Annotated in this window: 23 protein-coding genes and 1 pseudogene; 19 read left to right on the top strand and 5 right to left on the bottom strand. The window is 42.5% G+C overall.

Annotation, left to right across the window (positions count from 1 at the left end; genetic code table 11):
- Positions 1 to 2 precede the first annotated feature (2 nt).
- The 13 genes from CC97_RS17045 (at position 3) to CC97_RS17105 (ending at position 12720) form a co-directional block, all read left to right on the top strand.
- The gene (locus CC97_RS17045) at positions 3 to 842 is read left to right on the top strand and encodes a transketolase (protein ID WP_044976514.1); all 840 of its coding nucleotides are present in this window, start codon (positions 3 to 5) and stop codon (positions 840 to 842) included.
- 18 nt (positions 843 to 860) lie between these two features.
- Entirely contained in the window at positions 861 to 1811 is a 951-nt protein-coding gene (locus tag CC97_RS17050) for a transketolase family protein (protein ID WP_044976516.1), read from the top strand.
- Positions 1812 to 2070: 259 nt separating this feature from the next.
- On the top strand, positions 2071 to 3144 hold the full coding sequence (locus tag CC97_RS17055) for a D-alanine--D-alanine ligase (RefSeq protein ID WP_044976518.1): 1074 nt from the start codon (positions 2071 to 2073) through the stop codon (positions 3142 to 3144).
- Positions 3144 to 3605, top strand: coding sequence for a DUF1934 domain-containing protein (locus CC97_RS17060; RefSeq protein WP_049963003.1), 462 nt, complete (start codon positions 3144 to 3146; stop codon positions 3603 to 3605). Before CC97_RS17055 ends, CC97_RS17060 begins: the two co-directional genes overlap by 1 nt.
- 176 nt (positions 3606 to 3781) lie before the next feature.
- Positions 3782 to 4867 carry a helix-turn-helix domain-containing protein gene (locus CC97_RS17065; RefSeq protein ID WP_044976520.1) on the top strand — a complete coding sequence of 362 codons (1086 nt, stop codon included), beginning with the start codon at positions 3782 to 3784 and terminating at the stop codon, positions 4865 to 4867.
- A gap of 27 nt (positions 4868 to 4894) precedes the next feature.
- Positions 4895 to 5608: a cell division ATP-binding protein FtsE gene (gene ftsE, locus CC97_RS17070; protein ID WP_347493816.1), complete on the top strand. Its 714-nt coding sequence runs from the start codon at positions 4895 to 4897 to the stop codon at positions 5606 to 5608.
- Positions 5609 to 5621: 13 nt separating this feature from the next.
- Entirely contained in the window at positions 5622 to 6521 is a 900-nt protein-coding gene (gene ftsX, locus CC97_RS17075) for a permease-like cell division protein FtsX (protein WP_044976524.1), read from the top strand.
- 95 nt (positions 6522 to 6616) lie between these two features.
- Entirely contained in the window at positions 6617 to 7768 is a 1152-nt protein-coding gene (locus tag CC97_RS17080; RefSeq protein ID WP_044976526.1) for a S41 family peptidase, read from the top strand.
- Between the two features lie 157 nt (positions 7769 to 7925).
- Complete coding sequence (greA, locus tag CC97_RS17085; protein ID WP_044976528.1) at positions 7926 to 8399, top strand: transcription elongation factor GreA; 474 nt, start codon at positions 7926 to 7928, stop codon at positions 8397 to 8399.
- Positions 8400 to 8418: 19 nt separating this feature from the next.
- Positions 8419 to 10365 carry a lysine--tRNA ligase gene (gene lysS, locus CC97_RS17090; RefSeq protein WP_044976530.1) on the top strand — a complete coding sequence of 649 codons (1947 nt, stop codon included), beginning with the start codon at positions 8419 to 8421 and terminating at the stop codon, positions 10363 to 10365.
- A 102-nt stretch (positions 10366 to 10467) separates the two neighbouring features.
- A complete protein-coding gene (locus CC97_RS19210; RefSeq protein WP_049963005.1) occupies positions 10468 to 10866 on the top strand; it encodes a DUF2752 domain-containing protein in 399 nt (132 codons plus the stop codon).
- Positions 10867 to 10968: 102 nt separating this feature from the next.
- Complete coding sequence (locus CC97_RS17100) at positions 10969 to 11955, top strand: hypothetical protein (RefSeq protein WP_044976532.1); 987 nt, start codon at positions 10969 to 10971, stop codon at positions 11953 to 11955.
- Positions 11956 to 11982: 27 nt separating this feature from the next.
- On the top strand, positions 11983 to 12720 hold the full coding sequence (locus CC97_RS17105) for a hypothetical protein (RefSeq protein ID WP_044976534.1): 738 nt from the start codon (positions 11983 to 11985) through the stop codon (positions 12718 to 12720).
- Positions 12721 to 12770: 50 nt separating this feature from the next.
- Here the strand turns inward: CC97_RS17105 and CC97_RS17110 are convergent, their stop codons facing one another.
- Positions 12771 to 13442 carry a metallophosphoesterase gene (locus tag CC97_RS17110; RefSeq protein ID WP_044976536.1) on the bottom strand — a complete coding sequence of 224 codons (672 nt, stop codon included), beginning with the start codon at positions 13440 to 13442 and terminating at the stop codon, positions 12771 to 12773.
- Between the two features lie 369 nt (positions 13443 to 13811).
- Here CC97_RS17110 and CC97_RS17120 point away from each other — a divergent pair, with 369 nt between their 5' ends.
- On the top strand, positions 13812 to 15209 hold the full coding sequence (locus CC97_RS17120) for a D-alanyl-D-alanine carboxypeptidase family protein (protein WP_044976540.1): 1398 nt from the start codon (positions 13812 to 13814) through the stop codon (positions 15207 to 15209).
- 120 nt (positions 15210 to 15329) lie between these two features.
- Here the strand turns inward: CC97_RS17120 and CC97_RS17125 are convergent, their stop codons facing one another.
- A complete protein-coding gene (locus CC97_RS17125) occupies positions 15330 to 15638 on the bottom strand; it encodes a hypothetical protein (RefSeq protein ID WP_044976543.1) in 309 nt (102 codons plus the stop codon).
- Between the two features lie 313 nt (positions 15639 to 15951).
- Between CC97_RS17125 and CC97_RS17130 the strand changes: the two genes are divergently transcribed.
- The 5 genes from CC97_RS17130 to CC97_RS17150 all read left to right on the top strand — a co-directional run bounded on the left by CC97_RS17130 (position 15952) and on the right by CC97_RS17150 (position 23052).
- A complete protein-coding gene (locus CC97_RS17130) occupies positions 15952 to 16968 on the top strand; it encodes a LacI family DNA-binding transcriptional regulator (protein WP_044976545.1) in 1017 nt (338 codons plus the stop codon).
- Positions 16969 to 17033: 65 nt separating this feature from the next.
- Positions 17034 to 18446, top strand: a complete 1413-nt coding sequence (locus tag CC97_RS17135) for an ABC transporter substrate-binding protein (protein WP_044976547.1) — start codon at positions 17034 to 17036, stop codon at positions 18444 to 18446.
- Between the two features lie 125 nt (positions 18447 to 18571).
- Positions 18572 to 19588 (top strand): sugar ABC transporter permease, encoded by a 1017-nt coding sequence (locus CC97_RS17140; RefSeq protein WP_044976549.1) that lies wholly within the window; start codon positions 18572 to 18574, stop codon positions 19586 to 19588.
- Positions 19589 to 19590: 2 nt separating this feature from the next.
- Entirely contained in the window at positions 19591 to 20472 is an 882-nt protein-coding gene (locus CC97_RS17145) for a carbohydrate ABC transporter permease (protein ID WP_044976551.1), read from the top strand.
- Between the two features lie 348 nt (positions 20473 to 20820).
- Positions 20821 to 23052, top strand: a complete 2232-nt coding sequence (locus CC97_RS17150) for a hypothetical protein (protein WP_044976553.1) — start codon at positions 20821 to 20823, stop codon at positions 23050 to 23052.
- 135 nt (positions 23053 to 23187) lie between these two features.
- Here CC97_RS17150 and CC97_RS17155 read toward each other — a convergent pair whose 3' ends face one another.
- The 3 genes and pseudogenes from CC97_RS17155 to CC97_RS21625 all read right to left on the bottom strand — a co-directional run.
- Positions 23188 to 24150 carry an ROK family glucokinase gene (locus tag CC97_RS17155; RefSeq protein WP_044976554.1) on the bottom strand — a complete coding sequence of 321 codons (963 nt, stop codon included), beginning with the start codon at positions 24148 to 24150 and terminating at the stop codon, positions 23188 to 23190.
- Positions 24151 to 24169: 19 nt separating this feature from the next.
- The gene (locus CC97_RS21620) at positions 24170 to 24781 is read right to left on the bottom strand and encodes a class I mannose-6-phosphate isomerase (RefSeq protein WP_347493823.1); all 612 of its coding nucleotides are present in this window, start codon (positions 24779 to 24781) and stop codon (positions 24170 to 24172) included.
- 90 nt (positions 24782 to 24871) lie between these two features.
- Positions 24872 to 25102: pseudogene (locus tag CC97_RS21625) on the bottom strand (hypothetical protein); the annotation flags it as partial.
- Positions 25103 to 25446 lie beyond the last annotated feature (344 nt).

Raw genomic sequence — 25446 nt, forward strand, 5'->3', positions numbered from 1 at the left:
TTATGGACTCTACAATCAAAAAGCAGCTTGAGATGACAGCCGTAAACGTAAGAATGGGCATTATCGAAGGTACATTCAATGCAAAGTCCGGTCATCCGGGCGGATCACTTTCGATAGCTGATCTTCTTACTTATCTTTACAGCGTAAAGATGAATGTGAATCCAGCAGATCCTGACATGAAGGAAAGAGACAGACTCGTGCTTTCAAAGGGACACACAGCACCGGCACTTTATTCAGTTCTTGCTGAAAAAGGCTTCTTCCCTAAGGAGGAACTCAAGTCTTTAAGACACATCGGAGCACTTCTTCAGGGCCATCCGTGTATCCACATTCCTGGCGTTGACATGAGCAGCGGCTCACTCGGACAGGGCATCTCAGTTGCATGCGGTATGGCTCTTGCAGGCAAGATCGACAATGCTGACTACAAGGTATACACTATCCTCGGAGACGGCGAATGCGAAGAAGGTCAGGTGTGGGAAGCAGCTATGTTCGCTGCACACTATAAGCTCGACAATCTTGTAGCAATAGTTGACAACAACGGTCTCCAGATCGACGGCAAAATTACAGAAGTATGTTCTCCTGAACCGATCACAGATAAATTCGCAGCTTTCGGCTGGCACGTAATAACAATGGATGCCCACGATTTTGATTCTATCGAAAAGGCTTTTGACGAAGCTGAAAAGATCTCAGGCAAGCCTGTAGCTATCATTCAGAAGAGCGTTAAGGGCAAGGGCGTTTCATTCATGGAAGACAAGGTTTCATGGCACGGTACAGCACCTAACAAGGAACAGTACGATCAGGCAATGGCAGAACTTACTGCACGCCTCGAAGAACTTAAGAAATAAGGACAGGAGAGTTTTATTATGGCAGATGTAATAAAGATCGCTACACGTGAAAGCTACGGCGAAGCACTTAAGGAAATTGCAGCAGAATGCGACAAACTCGTAGTTTTAGACGCTGACCTTGCTGAAGCTACAAAAACAGTAAAGTTCAAGAAGGAATATCCTGAAAGATTTTTTGACTGCGGTATCGCAGAAGCAGATATGATGGGTGTTGCAGCAGGTCTTGCAGCATCAGGCAAGATCCCGTTTGCAAGCAGCTTTGCAATGTTTGCAGCAGGACGTGCTTTTGAAATTGTAAGAAACTCTATCGGCTATCCTCACCTCAACGTAAAGATCGGTGCTACACATGCCGGTATTTCAGTAGGTGAAGACGGCGCTACTCACCAGTGCAACGAAGACATCGCACTCATGAGAACAATTCCGGGCATGGTTATCATCAACCCTGCAGACGGTGTTGAAGCAAAGGCTGCTGTTAAGGCTGCTGTTGAATACGTTGGTCCTGTTTACCTCCGTTTCGGAAGACTTGCTACACCGATCTTCAATGACGAAGCTACATACAAGTTCGAGATCGGCAAGGGTATCGAACTTAAGGACGGCAAGGACGTTACTATCGTTGCTACAGGTCTCATGGTAAATGAAGCAGTTGAAGCTGCCAAGCTCCTCGAAGCTGACGGCATCAGCGCAAGAGTTATCAACATCCACACGATCAAGCCTATCGACAAGGACATTATCCTCAAGGCTGCTAAGGAAACAGGCCTCATCATCACAGCTGAAGAACACAGCATAATCGGCGGCCTCGGCTCAGCAGTTGCAGAAACAGTAGCTGAAGAGTGCCCTGTACCTGTTGTAAGAATCGGCGTAAACGACGAATTCGGCCACAGCGGCCCTGCAGCAGACCTCCTCAGGGAATTCGGCCTCTGCAAGGAAAACATCGTTGCAAAGACAAAGGAAGCTGTAAAGAAGTTTAAATAATCGAATCTGATTAATTTCTGAGATCCGGAGGCATCACCCGAAATTGGTGGTGCCTTCGGCACTAATTATAGTAACATAAAAAGCTGTCGTGCATTAAAAACGACAGCTTTTTTCTGCATTTTGATATTGAATTTTGGCTGTGTATCAATTTAAACGAAAATTTAGTGAAAAACACTTGCAGTTTTCACAAAAATATGGTACAATAAAATAATAAAAACGTCTAATGCAGGAAATTTACAAGAAACAAGGGGGGATGCATGTGTCAAAATTAAGAATGGCCTTAATATTTGGCGGTGTTTCCAATGAATATGAAACCTCTCTTCTGGCAGCAGCATCTATTATAGATAATATCGATACAGAAGAATACGAGACGATTTGCATAGGCATTACAAAAAAAGGAAGATGGCTCTACTATCCGGGAACCAGCGAGGATATACGAAATGATACCTGGTATGAAAATCCGGACTGTACGTCAGTAGTTATCTCACCTGATCCAAACAGAAAGGGAATCATAAAAATCGAGGACGGTGAAGTGTCTGTTCACCGTGTTGACGTTATTTTTCCGGTACTTTACGGCAAGAACGGCGAGGACGGTACAATAGCAGGATTTTTAAGAACTACCGGAATACCGTATGTGGGAAGCGACCTTATGGCATCTGCAGCCTGCATGGATAAGACTTACACGAGAATGGTTCTCGGCTATAACGGATTCAAAACTTCAAACTGGAGAATGATGTCCCGAAACGATCTTCCGGATCTTGACGAGAAATGCAACGAATACTGCGATGAACTTGAATTCCCGATAATTGTAAAGCCGGCAAACTTCGGCTCTTCAGCCGGAATAAGCATGGCGCATGATTTTGAATCGCTGAAATACGCAGTCAAGATGGCACTTACCCAGGACGAAAAGGTAGTTGTGGAAGAATTCGTTGAAGGCGAGGAACTTCAGGTAGCTGTCATCGGATATGACAATATCAACGTTTCAGCACCGGGCGAAGTAAGGATCGAACGTGAGGGAACAGACTTCAATTCAGACAGTGAAAAAGCTGAATATATAGTTCCGGCTGATCTTCCGGATTATACTGCAGCACAGATAAGCGAAACAGCAGCTGATGTTTACAGGCTCATGGGCTGTTCAGGCATGGCACGAATCGATTTCTACCGTAATTACGAAGGCGAGATAATCATAAGTCAGATCAATCCTGTACCGGAGATCTCACCGGACAGTATGTTTGTAAAACTGATGGAAGCTGAAGGATATACTTTTACCGAGCTTATCAGTCTGCTTCTTATCCAGGCAATCGATGATTATGACGGAAAGTCGGTGTGCTGATGGCAGAAAAGAAAAGCAAAAAGAAATTCGCTGTTCCTGCAATCATCACAATGGTGTGCGTTCATGACGACGAGATAATGAACGATTCAGCAGATTTTGAACTTACGACCAAGGGTGTTTTTTCACGCGACGGTGACAGATTCAGCATCAGCTATGAGGATTCGGAAGCTACAGGGTTTGAAAATTCAACTACGATAATAGAGGTTGAAGGAGCGGTAAACGCATCAGTAAGACGTGAAGGTGAGACTCCGTCCGAACTTATACTTGAAACCGAAAAAAAGCACCACTGCCATTACGGCACTCCTTACGGAAATCTTATGCTCGGTGTCTACACCAAACTGATCGACAACAGGCTCGGTGACAAAGGCGGAAAACTTGAACTGCGTTATGTTATCGATTCTAACGGTGCATTTGTTTCAGAAAACTGGATAAACCTTTCAGTTGAACCTGAAAACGTGTAACGCTTGTGAAAAATACACAAAAAACAAGAAAAACCGCAGAATTGTTAATAGTTTGTTCACATTTGCAATCCAAAAATGTGGTACAATCGGAATAAGCGGTTTGAATAAAAACCGAAAATTGTAATTTTGAAAATAAGATCATAATCAATACAATAAAATCAGAAAGGAATAATGTTATGGCTAACAGATTATTTCAGGGTTTAATTCATCAGATGAATGAAACTGTAGGAGCGACCATAGGTGTTGTTGACGAAACAGCTTCTATCATCGCATGCAGTGACTTTACCAAGATCGGTACAACAAATGAATTCGTTTCACTTGATCTTAACGATTCTTCTGATATCTTTATCCGTGACGGTTACACATACAAGCCGTTCGGATCAAATATCAAGCCTGACTATGCTGTATTCGTTGAAGGAACAGATGATACAGCAGCCAAGTACGCAAGCATTCTTGCGATCACACTTACAAATATCAAGCAGTATTATGATGAAAAATATGACAGAAACAACTTTATCAAGAACGTAGTTCTTGACAATGTTCTTCCTGGTGATATCGTTATCAAGGCAAGAGAACTTCACTTCAATGCTGAAGTAAGCCGTGTTGTTCTTCTTATCAGAATCGTATCGGCCAACGATATCTCTGCTTACGATGTTATTCAGAATCTCTTCCCTGACAAGAGCAAGGACTTCGTTTTCAATATCACTGAAACAGATATAGTTCTTGTAAAGGAACTCAAGAACTCTATCGATTCAAAGGATCTTGAAAAGCTTGCACGTTCTATTGCAGATACTCTCAGCGGTGAATTCTATACAAGAGTAAACGTTGGTATCGGTAATCCGGTAGTAGGCGTTAAGGAACTTGCACGTTCGTTCAAGGAAGCACAGACAGCTCTCGAAGTAGGTAAGGTATTTGACACGGACAAGGTTATCGTAAGCTACGACAACCTCGGTATTGCAAGACTGGTTTACCATCTTCCTACAACACTCTGCGAAACATTCCTTCACGAAGTATTCAAGAGAGGAAGCATTGAGTCACTCGACCACGAAACACTCTTTACTATCCAGCGTTTCTTCGAGAACAACCTCAACGTTTCAGAAACATCAAGAAAACTCTTTGTACACAGAAACACACTTGTGTACAGACTTGAAAAGATCAAGAAGCTCACAGGTCTTGATCTCCGTGAATTCGACCACGCTATTATTTTCAAAATTGCTCTTATGGTAAAGAAGTATTTATCAGCAAACCCAGTGAAGTTCTGATGAAAATAATCACAGTGAACAGAGGCGGTGTATCATTTGGTAGATCTTAAAAATGTATGTGTCGCATACAACAAGGGACACAATGTTATCAACGGAATAGACATACACATTGATGACGGTGACTTCACATTTATTGTTGGTGCGTCAGGTGCAGGAAAAAGTACGCTTATCAAACTCCTTCTGAAGGAAGTTGATGCCTGTGACGGAACGGTCATGGTTAACGGCTTCAACTTAAGAACTCTCAAGAAAAGCAGAGTGCCTAAGTTCAGAAGAACAATAGGCGTTGTATTTCAGGATTTCAGACTGATTCCTTCGATGACAGTATATGAGAACATTGCGTTCGTTCTTCGTGTTATTAATGCACCAAGATCATATATCAAGAAGCGAGTTTCCTATGTTATAGGACTGGTGGGGCTTCAGGATAAAATGAAGTCTTATCCGAACGAGCTTTCAGGCGGTGAGCAGCAGCGTGTTGCTCTTGCAAGAGCACTTGTAAATGACCCTAAACTTCTGATAGCAGACGAACCTACGGGAAACGTCGATCCTGAGCTTTCTCAGGAAATTGTAGGCCTTCTCAAGGCTATAAATCAGTGCGGCACAACTGTCGTAATGGTTACTCACGAACATGAGCTCGTCAAACATTTCGGAGGTCGTCTTATCAACATCAATCAGGGTACAGTAATCTATGATGATGTTATTGACGGCGACGCTGAAACAGAAGTAACTGACGAAACAATTTAAGGAGTGATTTTTCATAGGCAGTTTATTTTACCTTATCGGACAGGGATTTAAAAATATCTGGCATAACAGAGTAATGGGGATTGCGACTTTCTGTGTTCTTATGGTATCTCTGCTTCTGGTTGGTGTGTCCTCACTTTTCGTAATGAACATCGAGATACTGTTAGGCTCCATTGAAAACAAGAATGAACTTGTCCTTTTCCTTAAGGACAGCGTTACTGAAGAAATGCTGCCTGATGCACAGAAACAGATAAGTGCACTTCCTAATATCGCACATGTAAAGTACTATCCGAAGGAAGAAGCACTTGAAAACTATATCGCACAGATGAAAGAATACGAAGAGGTTTTTGACTCAATAAGAGAAGACAATCCTCTGCCTAATGCATTCAATATCAGCATTGCAGATACTTCAAAAATGACTGATACTGTAAAGGCGCTTAACGCATTTGATTTTACTGAAAAAGTAAAGGCGCCTACAGAATTTGCACAGATCCTTACCCGATTAAGAAAAGTAGTGTTTATTACATCGATAGCTCTTCTTACAGCACTTATCATTGTTTCTCTGATAATGATCTCAAATTCAACGAGAGCCAGTGTTTATGCAAGACGAAGAGAAATAAACATTATGAAATATGTTGGTGCTACCAATTCATTCATACGTATGCCATTCTTCTTTGAAGGGCTGTTCACCGGATTTGTTTCAGGTGTCGGTGCCTATGCAGTTACGTATTACGGATATACAACATTAATGGATATAATCACAAACAATATTGCGTTCTGGGAAACTATCGGAGTTTCGGAACCTCTTCCTTTCAGCCAGATAAAGTACACTATGCTTGCGATCTACCTTTGTATAGGTGCTGTTATCGGTGCTCTCGGAAGTGTGATAAGCACTACAAAACATCTTCAGGTATAATAACGACACGCTGATCAGCAGTCAGTGTTTTCGTGAAGAATTTGTAATCATGCCAGCAGCTTTCTGCTGGCATGATTTTTTCAGGAGAAAGAATCATGAAGGGATTTAAACCAAATAAAAGCATTGTAATCGCTGTGGCCTGTACGGCAATGCTTACTTTTTCAGCAACATATTCAGTAATGAAATACAGTGATCTGAAAAAACTGAAGGAATTTCAGCTTCTTGCAGAAGCGGAGCATCTTGTGGCGAAACATTTTTACTATGATGCATCTGACAGTGAAAAACTGGTGGATTCAGCGGTCAGCGGATACATTTCAGCTCTGGAAGATCCGTACTCAAGGTATCAGAGTATAAAACAGACTGAAGAACGCAAGGACAGTCATGCCGGTCTCAAAACAGGTATAGGTATAACTGTTTCAGGACGTGAAGACGGATATATGGAGATCGTGGAAGTCAATCCTAAGAGCCCTGCTGAAAAAGCGGGACTGCAGGCAGGAGATATCATTAAAAAACTTGACGGAAGCGACGTGGCGGAAATGGGGTTTGACGATGCTGTTTCAGCAATAAAAAACGGAGAGGTCGATTCTGTGATCAGGATCACTGCCGAACGTGAAGGAAATGCCATAGACTTCGATGTTAAACGTGAAAAGATCGATATTATAACGGCATCGTCCGAAATGGTGAGTGATGATACAGGCCTTATCAGAATAACCCAGTTTAATGACAAGACGCCGGAACAGGTAAAGAACTGTTTTGATGAATGTATTTCAAAGGGTGCAAAGGGAATCATTTTTGACGTGAGAAATAACGGCGGAGGACTTGTGACTGCAGTTGAAGAATGTCTCGATCCGCTGCTTCCGGAAGGCAAGATAGCAGTTGCCATCTATAAGGACGGAAAGGAAGAAACAATAGTCTCTTCCGATGCGGAGGAAACAGATATACCGATGACTGTGATCATGAACGGAAACTCAGCAAGCGGCGCAGAACTGTTTGCAGCTTCGCTCCATGATTTCAAAGGCGCTGAGCTTGTCGGCGAGACTTCGTACGGAAAGGGAATAATGCAGGATACTTTCTCACTGAGTAACGGCAGTACAGTTGTTCTGACAGTAGCAGAATACAAAACAACAAAGTCAGACTGCTATCACGGTATCGGACTCAAACCTGATTACGAGGTCTTACCGGCTGAGGGTGATAAGGACGTTCAGCTTGAAAAGGCAATGGAGGTCATAAAAGCTAAAATCAGCTGATCCGGTCCCTGACTGGAAAGTTAAGCAAGGTCATCCGTGAGGCCTGAACGGCCACGCTGACATGCAGAACGGACAGAGTATGCAGTCTATTGACAATATTCACTTATTGTAGTAAAATATAATAGCATATAAATTTTGATGTTGAGGAGAGTGCGTTATGGCAGAAAAAAAGCAGATGTCCCGTGAAGGTTACGAAAAACTTGAACAGGAATTAAACTATCTTATAACAGTCAGAAGAGCTGAAGTTGCTCAGAAGCTCAAGGAAGCAAGATCATTCGGTGACTTGTCAGAAAACGCTGAATACGATGAAGCTAAGAACGAACAGGGTATTCTCGAAGCTACAATTGCCGAAATGGAAAGCATCATTGCTAATGCTGAGATCGTTGAAGATGACAGTATTTCAACAGATCAGGTAGGCGTTGGTTCAACAATCGAGATCAAGCGTGAAGGCAGCGATAAAATAGAAAAATTCAAGATCGTAGGTTCATCAGAAGCAGATCCTGCAGAAGGCAAGATCTCAGATGATTCACCTATAGGCAAGGCTGCTCTCAAAAAGAAAGCAGGAGATATATTTACAGTTGATGCACCTGTAGGCGAACTTAAGTTCGAGATCATCTCTATTTCAAAGTAAGAAAGGCAAGGTTTGTTTAATGAGCGAAAACCAGACAAACGGTCAGCTTCAGGAAGAAGTTCAGGACATTAACATATTAAAGAAGGTAAGGATCGAAAAGTTCGAGGAATTAAAGAAGAACAACAAGAACCCTTACGAGATCACAAAGTTCGATGTAACAGCAAAGAACGCAGTGATCAGAGAAAAATTCGAGGAAATGGAAAACCAGACTGTTGTTATCGCAGGCCGTATCATGAGCTGGCGTGACATGGGTAAGGCTAACTTTATCGATGTTCGTGACGATACAGACAGAATGCAGGTTTACATCCGTATGAATGACATCGGCGAAGATGTTTTTGCTGAATTCAAGAAGTGGGATATCGGCGACATCATCGGTGTTGAAGGTTTCGTTTTCCGTACAAAGAAGGGCGAGATCTCAGTCCACGCACAGAAGATCACACTCCTTTCAAAGTCACTCCTTCCGCTTCCGGAAAAATGGCACGGACTCAAGGATCAGGATATGAGATACCGTCAGCGTTACGTTGACCTCATATGCAACCCTGAAGTAAAGGATACTTTTGTAAAGAGAAGCATGATCCTCCGCGAGATCAGACAGTACCTCGACAATCTTGGCTACCTTGAAGTTGATACACCGGTTCTCCACACACTCGAGATCGGTGCAGCTGCAAGACCATTCGTTACACACCACAATGCACTCGGCATGGATATGTATCTCCGTATCGAAACAGAGCTCTATCTCAAGAGACTTATCGTAGGCGGATTCAATAAAGTATACGAAGTAGGACGTATTTTCAGAAACGAAGGTATGGATACTTCACACAACCCTGAGTTCACATCCATTGAAATGTATCAGGCATTCACTGACTACAAGGGCATGATGGATCTTATCGAAGACCTTTATGTAACACTTACAAGAAAGATCTGCGGCAAGGACGTTATCACATATCAGGGCGTTGAGATCAACATGGGTGCTCCATGGGAGAGACTCACAATGATCGAAGCAGTTAAGAAATATGCCGGCGTTGACTACAACGAATGGAAGACTGACGAAGAAGCAAGAGCCTGCGCAAAGGCGAAGAACGTAAATGTTGAGGAAGGCGAAGCAGCTACAAAGGGACACGTTCTTATCGCATTCTTTGAAGAATTCGTTGAAGACAAGCTCATCCAGCCTACTATCATCTACGATTATCCGGTTGAAAACTCACCGCTTGCCAAGAGAAAGCCTTCAGATCCTGCATTCACAGAAAGATTTGAATACTTCATCTATGCAAGAGAAATGGGTAACGCATTCTCAGAACTCAACGATCCTATCGATCAGAGAGAACGTTTCGTAAAGCAGGTTGAAGCAAAGAGAGCACAGGGCGCAAACGCTGAAGTTGATGAAGACTTCGTAACAGCTCTTGAATACGGTATGCCTCCTACGGGCGGTCTCGGATTCGGCCTTGACCGTCTTGTAATGCTCCTCACAGACAGCGCTTCTATCAGAGACGTACTTCTCTTCCCTACAATGAAGCCTCTCGGAACTGACAACAGACAGAAGGAAGCAGAACAGGACGCTGAACTAGAAGCTCCTGCCAGGGATGAAGTTATCGACTTCTCAAAGGTAGAGATCGAACCTCTGTTCAAGGAATTTGTTGACTTTGAAACTTTCTCAAAGAGCGACTTCCGTGCAGTTAAGGTTCTTGCATGTGAAGCAGTTCCGAAGTCAAAGAAGCTTTTAAAGTTCACTCTTGATGACGGTACAGGTGAGGAAAGAACTATCCTCAGCGGTATCCACGCCTACTATGAACCTGAAGAGCTTATCGGAAGAACTCTTATCGCTATAACAAACCTTCCTCCGCGTGCAATGATGGGCATTGAGTCGAACGGTATGCTTCTCAGTGCAGTTCATACTGAAGAGGGTGAGGAAAAGCTTCATCTCCTCATGGTTGACAGACACATTCCTGCAGGTGCGAAGCTTTACTGATACAGCATTTTAAATTTATGATCATAACTTATACGGTCCGCGAAAATAATTTTTTCACGGACCGTAACTGTTACTAAGACAGCGTGTTTTGAAGGTGGGATTATGAAAAACAGAAACGGATCAGCCCATATACGGATTTTATCACTGGGGACAGCCGCTGTACTGTCTGCAAGTATGTTCTATCTTTTTATAGTTCTGAGAACAGGTCATGGAATACCGTGCATTTTCTATCATTTTCTTGGAATGAAATGTCCCGGATGCGGACTTACAAGGTCAGCCGTCAGTATTTTAAAAGGAGACCTGCGTTCAGCAGCTCACTATAATCTGATGAGTGTGACTGTAATACCTTCACTTATAGCATACCTTGCCTACCGTGCTTTCAGGGAAGAGTGCATGAACAACAAGGACGTAAGTGCATGGGAATTTGTTTATTTTATTCTTGTATTTTTTGTGACAGCACTTTATACTGTCATAAGAAACATAAGCACATTTATTTTTTGATTTTCACCTGATATTCATTGATTGTGTATGAAATATATGATATAATTATTAGCGGTACGTTCAGCGGAAATGCAGTCAAACGTATAATCAGGAGGATGACGCATGGATAAAAAAAACACACAGCATAAAGGCTTGATCGAATCTGTTTATGAAAAAGCTGAAGCATCAAGAAGCAGGAGACTTCACGCTGCTTCTGAAAAGGTTCTTGCCAGTGCTGCAGCAAAGGGAAAAGAAGACGAAGAGTATCAGAAACAGCTGCATCAGGAAAAAATAGAACTTCTCAAGGTAAAGCAGGGACTTATCGATGAAAGTGCATTAACAGCTCCTGAAGAGAAAAAAAACTATACGTTCTGGCAGAAAACCGGTGCTTTTTTTTACTGCAACAAGGCACTCATTGCCATCGGTTGTTTTTTTGCAGCCATCGCCGGATTCCTTATCTATGATTTTGTAAGCAAGCCTGAACCGGACTTTACATTAATGATCCTTACATGTGACGATGAAATGGACAAATGTACAGGAAAACTTGAGGAGATCATATCTGAATACGCCGATGATATGAACGGCAACGGCGAGATCCTTTCATCTGCATACTACATGCCGCTTTGCGACATGAGAGAAGACGACGAAAAGGAAGAACCTTCAAAGAATGCGGTAAAAGCAGAAAGTACAGCATTTTCTGATGCTGCATCTCCGGCAGCCGTGACAGAAGCAGCCGAACATGAAGCTGAACCTAAGCAGCAGGATCCGTACACACAGCAGGCAAGCACTTCGAAACTGTTTGCCCTTATGCAGACAGGAGATACTATAATGGTCATCTCTGACAGCACGTCGGATATTTTCTTCTCGCCTGACCTGACTCTTGCTGACCTTGAGGAATTCTATCCGGGAAACGAGCATGTAAAGGGACACGGATTCTACCTTTCAGGTACAAAATTCGCAGAAGAAACAGGTTACCAGGGAGAAATTCCGGAAGATGTTTACATTGGTCTGCGAAAGGTTCAGAAGGGCTCTCATTACCGTGACGAAATGCAGAAAAACTTTGATGAAGCCAGAAAGATACTTGACGCCCTTGTTGAGCGTTTTTCATAGTACAAACAACAGGAAAGGAACTGTTTTATGAGTAAATTATGTCAGTACTGCGGTGCTGAAATGGATAATGAGGCGCTGGAATGTCCTGAATGCCTGAAAAAAATCCCCGGAGCTGATTCCATCCGGAAAAGGAAAGAAGCAGAAAAGAAGGAAAAGCAGAAAAAGATCTTCAGAATAATAACAGGATCCGTTCTTGCTGCTGCTTTTATAACAGGGCTTGTACTGCTCGTTACTCATTTCGTTAGAAAGCCGTCCGACATTTATATGAAGCCGGTAAAGAAATATATATACGGCTGCGTTTCGAATGAATATGATGAATACATTTCTGCATTTCCGGAATATCTTCAGCAGATCATGAGTGAACAGTATGCATACATTGTGATGAATGAAATGCCTTCCACACCTGAGAAGGTGCATACGGCTGATCTTCTTTATTTCGATCAGTATTACAGAGCAATAGCACAGAAATACGGCACTGATTTTGATATCACCTATAAAATCTATGATGAGAAGCACCTGACGGATGAAGAACTTGAAAAATACACAAATGAATTCCGTTCCTTTGATCAGAAAAACCTGAGTGATGTATCTTTCTCAGAAGGATATGAACTTACAGTTGCCTTTACTGTTAAAGGAAATCTTGGCTCAAAGACTATAACAGAGAAGGAATTTCCTGTACTGAAGATCGATGATACCTGGTATATTATGAATTACATTGACTTTTTCAAGGAAAAGCAGGATACCAATATACAGAATATGAATTAAAACAAAGAAAGCTGTGCATCACATAAAGTGAGATGCACAGCTTTTTGTTATCAGTCCGTTTCAAGTCTTATTACGTTGTCAAACAGAGCATAGAACTTTGGCGGAATGATCTTGTTTATATGACATTTTCCGAAAAACCACTTGCTGTAAACGCAGTCAGTGAGAATCTGCTCAAAAAAGCCGTCTGTTTCCAGATGGTCGTATATGTCAAGGTCAAGGCATTTTTTCAGTGACTGAGGAGGTTCATGGGTTATGATATAGTCTATGATACCTTCGTTCAGAGTAATGTTTCTCAGACCTTCCTCGACTTCTTCCTTTGTTGGCTGCTCCTGTTCAAACCAGGTGTTGGTCTCGCGTCTTATGTCTATGTCGGGACTCTGTCCGCCGCCGAAGGTGAAAAATTTCTTTCCTTCAATAGTATAGATCTGACCGCGTTTCAGATGTATGATATTATCTGAAATTCTGCCCGCGATCCCGCCGTTCCAGCTGATCTCCGGGTACTGGGATAAAAGGTCAAAATTTTCGTGGCATCCGTCGATGAATGCAATCGTGTAGCGAAGTTCGCTTAACTTTTTCAGAACGTTTATTTCAGCACGGCTTCCGTCCCATATGAATCCGAAATCGCCGCATACAATAAGAAGATCGTCCCTTTTAAGTTTTCTGGTAATAGAATCCCTGAAGCGGGAAATATCACCGTGAGTATCGCCTGTTATATAAATCATTGGATCACCTTTAACTGATCTGCGTAAATCACATCCCCGGAAACAAACCCTGACGAATGTCCGGTGAGAGTTTTCCTGAAAGCAGATATAAGTGCAGATATGATTTTGTGTTACCGCTGCGTCAGTCGAAATTAACGGCGCCTGCTTCCCGCACAAAGCACTGCAGAACAAGCGCTGACAAACGCATCTGTCAGGGAACAGGTTCTGAAACTGAAACCCTGTATCTACTATTCTATCATAAAATCAGGCATACGTAAATGATTTATTTGATTTTTGTGAAAATTTTTACGGAAAACCCCTTTTATTGCGGCCTGAAATTTGATATAATATATTCGTATGAAAAAAATCAAGCTTTTGAGGAGATGCAGAATGAAAAGATTTATCAGTATTCTCACCGTATTGATGGTGCTGTTCAGTTTTTCAGTTTATATTTCGCCGCAGGAGGTAAATGCGATTTCGTTCAGACCTACATTCGGACTTAAGAGTGATGCGGCTATCCTTTATCACGTTGACACCAAAACGGTAGTTTTTGAAAAGAATGCGGACAAACAGTGCAGCCCTGCACAGACTGTACAGATCATGACAGCAGCAATCGCCATAGACAAGGCGCAGAGCATGGAAGCTGTTATCGAGATTCCGCCTAATGTATACAATGAATTTGAAAAATACAGAAATAAATATCCTTCAGAGTCTTTCCCTTATAATGAAGTAACAAGCTGCTATCTTGAGGAAGGAGAACAGCTGAAGGTGCAGGATCTTATAAGTGCTATGCTTCTTGAATCATCATGCGAAGCTGCCTACGCACTTGCATACGTAATAGGCCAGGGAAGTCTTCAGAACTTTGTCAACATGATGAATGAGAAGGCTGCAGAACTTGGATGTACAGGAACGAATTTTACAAATCCTCACGGACTTTACGACGAGAAGCAGTACACGACCGCAAGGGACATGATGAAGATAACAGAATACGCCATGAGTCTTCCGGGATTTACAGAATTTGCTCAGGCTGTTACCGTAAAGACAGGTGCTACAAACAAGTCTGCTGAAGGACATGAATTCAATAATGTCAACCTGATGATGAACTCATCCAGCGACTACTATTATCAGGGAACCAAAGGTATTAAAACCGGTAACTCAAATCAGTCAGGAAGATGTCTTGTAACAAAGGCAACACGTGACGGTGAAAGCTATCTTGCTGTTCTTTTTAATGCACCGTTCGTTCAGGATGAATACGGAAACGATATTTTCACACATCTCAACGACGCTGTTCAGCTTTTTGACTGGGCTTTTACAAACCTTGAGCATAAAGTTGTACTCGAAGAAACACAGGAGATCGGATCTCCTAAGATCCGCTTTGCCAAGGGCAAGGACTACATAAATCTTAAACCTGCTCACGATGTAAAATGCATGTGGCTTTCCACTGTCGATACATCAAACATAATAACTGAGATAGACTATGTTTATGATGAAGTCAGTGCACCGGTCAAGGCCGGTGAAAAACTCGGAACACTCAAGCTTCGCTATCTGGATAACGAGATTGGAACAGTTGACCTTGTAGCATACAGCGATGCAGAGTTCTCCTACACAAAGTATCTTTCAGAAGTTTTTACAACATATCTTAAATCTTCATCACTTAAAAGCGCTCTCCGTATTGCAACCGGACTTTCACTGCTTTATCTTGTCTTTGTCGGATACATAATAAATCTTCGCGCCAAGAAGCGCAGAGAGCAGAAAAACGCAGCTGCATTACGCTCCAAAAACCAGTAAAAATCAAACACCCGATGGATAAAAAACCGTCGGGTGTTTATTATTTTCTATTTGCATATAAAATCACAAAAAACTCTTGACTATTTTATATAAATAGGATATAATATTACTGTTGCCTGCCTACCTTGCAGGGTAAGATTTCTCGTCAGGAAGCTGACCGGTCATCCATTTTGCGTTCCGGTTCTTTCTGGTTGCAAATCCTCCGACGGGGAGATCACAGAGCTTTTCGATGCTCGGATCAATTTCCAGCAGCTCGCCGATGCTTATTATGACTGCATCTGCGTCAGTATGTTCGGAATTGCAGAGAAACTGCCAGTTATTGTCATCAAAATGATGAGTAACAAAGGTTATCGGTTTATTGTCTTCAAGAACGTGACAACAGGTAAAGCAAAGCGTTCCTTTACGTTCTGAGAACGGGTAATATGCCATAAGGTACCTCCGGTATTAAATATTTATTGAGTGGTATTATTATTATACAGTAAAACAATGCTGTTTACAATACGGTCACGATATAAAATACGGGGTCTGCGGCATGTTCCACAGTAAAATAAATTTTAACCGTTTTGTAAGGTTTGTATCTTTTAAAATGATAAACAATACAGACTGCACTAATAATTCCTGAATTTATTGTGCATGTTGTCTGATAAAGATAACAATTCTGTAGTATTCATTGACTTTTAAAGGGCACTGAAGTATATTATTATTAAAGACAAACGTTAAACACATTAACGGAGTTTTTACAATGGTTTCAATCAAAGATATTGCCAGAAGGTGCGGCGTTTCAAGTGCAACGGTGAGCAAGGCACTTAATGACTGCAGCGACATCAGCGCGCTTACAAAGAAAAAAGTAAAGGCAGTTGCTGATGAACTCGGTTATTTTCCGAACTCAAATGCCAAAGCACTTAAAACCAACAAGACCAACACCGTAGGCGTTATCTACAGCAACAGGCTCGGAAACGGGCTCAGACATCCGTATTTTTCAGCTGTCATACAGGGCTTCAAGGAAGCTGTTGAAGACAGCGGCTACGATATAATATTCATAGGTGCGCGTCAGGAAGAAAAACAGCTTACATATTATGAGCACTGTCGTCACAGAAATGTTGAAGGCGTACTTGTTGCATGTGCTGATTTCTATGACAAACAGATCGGTGAAGTTCTGCGGAGTGATCTTCCGTCAGTAGTGATCGATTTCTTTTCAAGAAGAGAATATTCAGTCTGCTCTGATAACCGACAGGGAATGAGAGACCTTCTTGAATATATTTACGAAATGGGTCACAGACGAATAGGCTACATTTACGGTGACACATCACTGATAACAACTGTAAGGCTGGACACCTTTACCGAGACGATGAAGCAGCTCGGTGTTCCGATAGTACTTGACTACATTAAACAGGGAAAGTACAGTGAAGCGGAACACGCCGGTGAACTGGTCAAAGAAATGCTTGATCTGTATGAGCCGCCTACATGTATTATAATGCCTGACGATATTTCTGCTTTCGGCGGAATAAAGGCAGCCAAGAAACTCGGCCTCCGGGTACCTGATGATATCTCATTTGCCGGGTTTGACGGAGTTATGACAGGACAGATAATCGAACCGAAACTTACAACGGTATCGCAGAACACAGCTGAGCTTGGAAAAAGAGCAGCAGACCTTCTCGTAAGCCGGATAAAAGGCGAGGAAATATCTGAACTGAAAAAACATACTCTGATTGAAACACACCTGATAAAGGGTCAAACAGTCGCAAGACTGACCAAATAAATTTTAATGCTTATTATATTTATAACAATAAATATAATATAATCATTAAGGAGGAAAATTTAGAAATGAAGAATTTTAAGAAGACATTAGCATTACTCGCAGCTCTTGCTCTTTCAGCAACAGCATTCTACGGATGCGGCCCTGCAGCAGGCGATTCAAAGCCAGCTGGCGGCAACGACGCAGGCAACTCAGCAGCTGATAACTCAGCAACTGATGAATCATCAGCAGACAGCAACGAAACAGCAGCTAACAGCGACCAGCTTACAATCCTGTGCTGGAACGCAAACGACAGCCAGCCAATGGTTGATCTCTTCTGCGAAAAGACAGGTACAGATCCTTCACTTATCAACATCAAGAACTTCGACGTACAGGGCGGACAGGCTACTGAACAGTACAACCAGTACCTTGAAGATCCTAACAACGACGCTGATATCATGTTCCTCGAAGCTGACTGGTGCCTTAACTTCATCAACGATGATGCTAAGACAATTCCGCTTTCAGAACTCGGCTACTCAGATTCAGACTTCTCTGACATCTATGACTACGTTGTAGAAACAGGTAAGTCAACAACAACAGGCGCTCTCAAGGGTATTTCATGGCAGGCTGCAGCAGGCGGTTACTGCTACAGAGAAGACCTCGCTGAAAAGTTCCTCAATGTTAAGAGCCCTGATGAAATGCAGGCTAAGGTTAAGGACTGGGATACATTCCTTGCAACAGCTAAGGAACTCAAGGACAATAACGGTCCTGCAATCTCAGCTACACTCGGTGGTGTATGGCAGGTTTACTCAGGTTCAAGAGGATCTGCATGGGTTAAGGACGGCAAGCTTGTAGTAGATGACTACTGCACAAACTATGCTGAATTTGCTCACACTCTCTACACAGAAGGCTATGTAACAAAGGTTGCACAGTGGTCACCTGAATGGACTCCACTCGGACAGACAGATGACGTAATGGGCTTCTTCGTATCAACATGGGGCTTCGGTGATACAATCCTTACAGCTGCAGCAGGCGGCGAAGGCGGCGCTACATTTGGTAAGTGGAAGTGCGTAACAGGTCCTTCAAACTTCTACTGGGGCGGTACATGGCTTGCACCAGCAGCTAGAATCAACAACAAGGATCTTGCTAAGCAGTTTATCGACTTCTTCACAATCAACGAAGAAGGCGCTACAGCTTATGCTGAAAAGCAGGGCGAATACATGTCAAACAAGAAGGTTATGGAAGCTATCATCGCTAAGGGCGAATACAAGGGTGCTCCTGTACTCGGCGGCCAGAACCAGTTTGAAGTACTCAACAAGGTTGCTGATGGTATCGACATGAAGGGCAAAATCACTCCATACGATGCAATCATCAAGACAGAATTCAGCAATGCTGTAAATGACTACTGCGACGGTGCATACGCAACTGTTGAAGAAGCTATGGAAGCATTCAAGAACGGCGTAGCTGAACAGATTACAGACGGTTCAGTAACAATTGAATAATTGAACAGATTTAAAATTTAATATTAACCATCCACACTTCCTGCAGGATAAGTCTGTCCTGCAGGAGTGTGTGTTGTGTTAATATATTGATTTTTAGATTATTATTCTCCAGGAGGGCTTTGAGAATGAAATCAAGCGCACAAACCAAAATCCGATCAATTAGCTACGCTAGATACGGATATTACTTTATTTTACCATTCTTTATAATCTATTTTATTTTTCAGCTCGTTCCGCTGATCAATACATTCAGACTTTCGTTTTACGGTAACGGTAATAATGCTGCTGACTATGTCGGCCTGCAGAATTTCCAGGTACTTTTATTCGGCGGAGACAACAGATCTTTTAAAGCATTACACGATACACTTTTTAAAGATCTTGGCAATACACTTATTCTCTGGTTCGGTAACTTTATTCCGCAGTTAGGATTATCACTTCTCTTAGCTGTTTGGTTTACCGACATCAACCTCAAGATCAAGGGCAAGACCTTCTTCAAGATCGTTATGTACTTACCGAACATAGTAACAGCTGCATCTGTTGCGGCATTATTCCTGATGTTATTCTCAAAGACAGAATACGGCCCGATCAACAGCTTTCTTTTAAAGCACGATATTATCAGTTCACCTATCGACTTTGTTCGTGGTAAATGGCAGTCAAGAGGAATAATCATGTTCGCTCAGACATGGATGTGGTTTGGTAATACAATGATCATGCTTATGTCAGCTATTATGGGTATCAGCAAGTCATTATTTGAAGCAGCTGATATCGATGGCGCTAACAGCAGACAGGTATTCACAAAGATCACACTTCCGCTTCTCCGTCCAATGGTTATCTACACACTCATCACATCAATGATCGGTGGTCTCCAGATGTGGGATCTTCCTTACCTATACAAGAACGGTACAGCATGGAACAAGGAAACAGAAACTATCGCAGTATTCATCTATAATAAGTTCCATATAGTTCCTCAGAACTTCGGTTATTCTGCTGCTGCATCACTTATACTCTTTGTTATAACAACAGCACTTGGTTCTGTCTGCTTCGCAATGAACATAGACAAGGATGACCAGAAGAAGAAAGCTCTTGCCAAGGAACAGAAAAAACTGGCTAAGCTTCAGAATAAATCAGCATTCGGAGGATTCTGAACATGAATGATGTTAAAGACAACTACTCAAGAAAAGTTATGATAAAATCAGTTATCATCATGGCTATTCTTATCTTATTAACAATTATATGTATCCTTCCTATCTGGATACTCTTTACTAACTCAACACGTGCTCCGCAGGATATAACAAACACACCGCTCAGCTTTATCCCTGGTGGAAGCTTCATCAGAAACATAAAGGAAACTGTACATCTTAACAAGATCGGCAAGATCACATACAGCGCACTTATCGGTTACAGAAATTCATTTTTCATCACCATCTGTGCAACTGCTCTTACAGTTTTCTTTTCAGCACTTACAGCATACGGACTTGTAATTTACGATTTCAAACTAGCTACACCTGCATATACTTTCATTCTTGCAGTTATGATGGTACCGGTTCAGGTTACTTCAGTTGGTTTCGTTCAGTTCATGCTTAAGATCAAGCTCACTGATACATACTGGCCTCTTATTTTACCGGCTATTGCCGCACCCGCGATCGTATTCTATATGCGCCAGTACATGAAAGCGAATTTCCCTACAGAAATTGTTGAGGCCGCGCGAATTGACGGTTCCGGTGAGTTAAGTACATTCGTAAGAATCGCTCTTCCAATGCTTAAGCCGGCAGTTGGTGTTCAGGCAATATTCTGTTTCATCGCTAACTGGAACAACTTCTATACACCATCTATGATCCTCATTTCAAGAGAAATGAAGAAGTACACAATGCCTATGATGGTTTCATCTATCCTTTCAAACGATAAACTTAGCGACCAGGGTGTTAGATACTGTGCTATCACACTTTCTATCCTCCCTATCATATTCGTTTACATCTGCCTTTCACGTCTCATTGTTGACAATGTTGCTGAAGGCGGCGTTAAGGAATAACAGGAATTATAATCTAAAAACAGGGCTGTCGGTTTTCCGGCAGCCTTTTTATTTTAAGAAGCTGACAGAAATAACAAGATATGAAAAGCATCAGCTGATGGTATTTTTGAATTATTAAAAACCGGAAATGAATCTGTGCATATTATATAAAAAATACACGACATAAGCAGGAAAAATATTTATGATTTTTATGGTATAAAGTTTAAAAATACTGTTTTGTGCATTACTTATAAATTAGAACATCATTTTAGCATTTTTCTTAAAAAGAGTTGAAATTATTGCGAATTTGATTTATAATAATTATAGTTTATGTTTATACTTTCGCAACTATAATGGGAGGTCTATTAAATGCCGATAACGTTAATCCGAAACACAAAAGACAACGCAATGCACGGCACAGACAACGGAAAATATACCGGATGCCGAATGAAACTTGCAGGAGGTTCATGGTATACAAGAGAAGGCGAACTCAAAGACATCACTGATCTTACCTGTGAACGATGCAAAGAAGTTTTCGCAACAAAAATGATCCGCGAAAGCAATAAGGAAGAACTCCGTATTGCAAAAGAAGAAAAGAAACGCTATCAGCGTGCCAAGAAACAGGGCATAGTAAGAGAAGCTACATATGAAGAATATTTAATGAACAGGGAGGCAGAAGCATCTGCAAAGAGAGACAGCAGGAACGACGAAGCTACTTCCAGCTCCCTCCAGAAACTCAGAGATGCTATACCGGCAGAAAACGTTCAGCCGGGTCAGCCTGTATTTACTTCATACGGCGGTTCACAGAGCGGACAGGCTCCTGTTGTAACAGCACCGCAGGCACCATTTGATACATACGGACAGAAACCGGCAGTAACAGCACCGCAGAACATGTTTGATCCATACGCTCAGCAGGCGCCGGCTCAGACAGTTGTTCCGCCGCAGAACATATTTGACCCGTATGCGCAGAATGCTCCGGCACAGGGTATTACAGCACCGCAGAATATGTTTGATCCGTATTCACAGACACCAGCAGCAAGCGTACCTCCGTCAATGTTTGACCCGTATGCTCAGAACGGACAGGCTCCTGCACCGCAGAACATGTTTGATCCATATTCAAATGCTGCTCCTTCAGCACCTGCACAGCAGTCAGTAGTATCAGCACCGCAGGCACCGTTTGATCCATATGCTTATGCACAGCCTCAGAATACATTTGATCCGTTTGCACAGAACAGCAGTGCACCGTCAAACAGCCTTGAATTCGGTGCGATCTCAGCACCGTCTGAACCGGAAACAAAAACCGAAGAACCTACACCTGTATTCCAGGAATACACAGGAGCTGCTTCAGTTTCAGTAAATACTCCTGTTCAGAATACATCAGCACAGACATCTTCACCTGAAAACGATGATTTCCTGTCACAGTTTCTTGTTAAACCTCAGCCTATGCCTGAAACCACTGCTCCTGCAGCGCCGGCTTCAGAACCAGTTACAGCTGAAAACATTGTAAGTGCGACAGATGATATACTTTCACAGTTCAGCATTGGCTCTCAGCTTGCCGGACAGCCTGAACACAAGGCTGAACCAGCACCGGCTCAGGCACCTGTTTCCGCAGCAGCAAGAGCAGATGCATCATCATTCTTCTCAGACAGTATTCCTGTTATCGGAGCAGAATATGCAGGTGCATCTTCAGTAAATTCTGCTGTTACAGAATTCGGTTCACTTAATATTGCTGAACCGGCTAAGGATGAGTTTGTTGTTCCTGATGTTCCGGTTTATCAGCCTTCAGGAAACAATTATGTTTCACAGAACGTAAATAATTTCAGTAAATCACAGACATCTGTATTTATGGATGAGCTTGCAGCTCCTGGAACACCATCCGCACAGACTTCTGCTCCGATGAGCAATTTTGCTCAGACAGAATCTATTATGAACGGATTTGACTCAGCACCAGTACCATCGACAGATACAATGTCCGGATTTGGCGGTAATGCTCCTGTTCAGCCTGCAGCAAACAGCTTTAACAGCGTTCCGCAGAATCCTTATGCACAGCCTCAGAATACATATGCACAGCCTCAGAATACATATGCACAGCCTCAGAATACATATGCACAGCCTCAGAATACATATGCTCAGCCTCAGAATCCTTATGCACAGCCACAGAATCCATACGCTCAGCCTCAGCAGAGCACAGGATTCCAGATGCCTCAGGGTTACGGCGCACCTGCTCAGGCTTCACGTCCTGCAGCACCAGCACCTAAGCCGGCTCAGAAGCCTTCTGTATTCGCACCTCATACAGGTACAGCTGATTCTATCGAAGAAGCTCTTCGTCAGCTTGGCGCTGATGTAGCAGCTCCGCAGAATGCTAATCAGATGCCTGAAAAGGAAGAACTTGTACCTGATTTCGTAGCATATGTTCCGTCATCAAGTAAAGTACTTCATCAGAGTGCACCGTCTCAGTCTGCTTCTTCAAACGTTCCGAAACGTCCGATTTCAGCAAGAGAAGCAAAGCAGCTTGCAAAAATAGATGCAAAGTTCAAGAAAGATCTTATCTCAAGAGGTTTCAACCCTAACGAGATCAAGAACGGCAGAAGAGGAAAGTGACCTCCAGTATAAATAGAGAACAGCGCCCCGTTTCGAAAGGAACGGGGCGCTGTCATCTGTACAGCTCATATCTGTAAAAAACGCTGCGTGATATGTATAACACGCAGCGTTTAAATTTATAAAGTTATTGTACTGTTACTTTGCTACAGCGTTTCCAAGGAATGCAGCGCCGATAATACCAGCGTCGTTTCCGAGTTCAGCAATAACGATCTCTGTATTCTTTGCAAGTGATCTTGTGTAAACTTCCTTTTTAACAAGTTCCTTTACAGGAAGAAGGAGAGGATCACCTTCATTGCATACGCCGCCGCCGATGCAGAGTATGTCAGGCTGGAAGATGTTGATGATATTAGTGATACCTGCTGCGAGATATGTTATGTACTTGTCTACAACTTCCTTTGCAGACTTGTCGCCTGCACGCATAGCATCGAAAGGAGTTCTTGCTGTTACCTTGCCGTTCTTCTCAGCTGAGAGCTTCCACATTACGCTGTCCTTGTCAGATTCCATAGCTTCCTTTGACATTCTGATAAGACCTGTAGCAGATGAGAATACTTCAAAACATCCCTTGCGTCCGCATGTACACTGAGGACCTGCAGGATCAATAACAATGTGGCCGAGTTCAGCACCGGCATTGTTTGAACCGGAGTAGATCTTGCCGTCGATGATGATACCGCCGCCGACACCGGTTCCGAGTGTGATGCATATAGCGTTGTTTGCCTTCTTTGCAGCACCGGCAACAAATTCACCGTAAGCAGCTGCATTTGCGTCGTTTTCTATGTATACAGGCTTGTCAATGAGCTTGTGAATGTAATCTGCCATAGGAACATTGTCAAATCCTAGGTTGTTTGAATATACGATAACACCGTTGGCATTGTCCGCGATACCAGGAGTTCCTATACCTACCCATTCGATCTGATCCATTGAAAGTTCGGCTTTCTTTACAGCTTCAATAGCTGTCTTTGCCATATCTTCACCGATCTCAGATGCAGGACGAGGACAGTTTGTCTTTGTTGACGTCTTTGCGATGATCTCATAGTTTTCGTTGACAACACCGGCAGATATGTTTGTACCGCCGAGGTCAATACCTACATAATACTTCATTTGAATTTCCTCCGTTTATTTAATCTATACGAGTTTTTATAATAAGGCAGTTACCCGTGACGGCAGAACTGCCATAACCGGCTGGTATAAAAATGCTGTCGCCGTTTTTCAGATCCATGCTGATGCCCTGTCCTTCCAGATGACCGTTTCCTTCAATCACAAGAAGATGCTCAAAGGAAGTACCGTCAGTAAGAAGATCTGCTTTCCGGCTAATGTTAAGCAGGTGTACTGTAAAAATACTGCATGAGGCAAGCAGTCTTGAAGAATAACCTTCATGCTGAATGGTTTCGAAGGCCGGAAGATTTTCGGCAGGACAAAGCTTTGTCACTTCGCACGCCTTGTCGATATGGAGATCGCGTTCCTTACCGTTTTTGTCTTTTCTTCCGTAGTCGTATATCCTGTAGGTGATATTTGAGTTCTGCTGTATTTCTGCAATGAGGATGCCTTTTCCTATAGCATGCAGTGTACCGGCAGTAATAAAGAATACATCACCTTTTTTTACAGGTACCCGGTTTACTTTTTCAAGGAGAGTGCCTTCAGATATCCTTTTCCGGAATTCATCCTTTGATATGTTTTCCTTCATTCCGAAAAGGAGAGATGCGCCTTCCTCACAGTCGATGACATACCACATTTCAGTTTTCCCGAAGCCGCCTTCATGAGTACGGGCATATGTGTCATCAGGATGCACCTGTACTGAAAGATCATCACATGCATCAATGAGCTTGACGAGAACAGGAAAATCGCTGCAGTTTCTGCAGTTCGTTCCAAGGATCTCCGGACCGTTTTCAGCGATATAGTCCTTCAGCGTCTGGCCGGTTTCCGTAATTACGGAAGGCCCGTCTGCGTGACATGAAAGCTCCCAGCTTTCTGCTGTTTTTTTCGTATCCGCTGTCTTTGCCGAAATGATCGCGGAGTTTAGTACCTCCCCACAGATAATCCTTGCAGGCAGCAGTAAGTTTCAATGGTCGGATCAATGTTTTCTAACCCTCCCTCCATGCGGTAAATCATTTATAATTCTATCATAGAAGTACGGAAAAGTCAATGTAAACATCATAAAAAGGAACCGCCGGCATGTATCAGCGTAGCGTTCTGATAACATGACCGGCAGTTCCTTTGAATAATTAGGAAAAATTAGAATTAAAGAAGAATTTTTAGAATGTTATGTTTTAAGAATGATTTTTAAGTTTTTGAATTTTAGGTTTTTGAATTTTCAGGATTTTTTAAATTGTAAGAAGTTTTTGTTTTAAGAATGTTAAAAGAAAGGGTTTTGTGATTAAAAAATGAAAGGTAGTTTTC

Origin of the sequence: Ruminococcus sp. HUN007, assembly GCF_000712055.1 — a bacterium.
Lineage (GTDB): Bacteria > Bacillota > Clostridia > Oscillospirales > Ruminococcaceae > HUN007.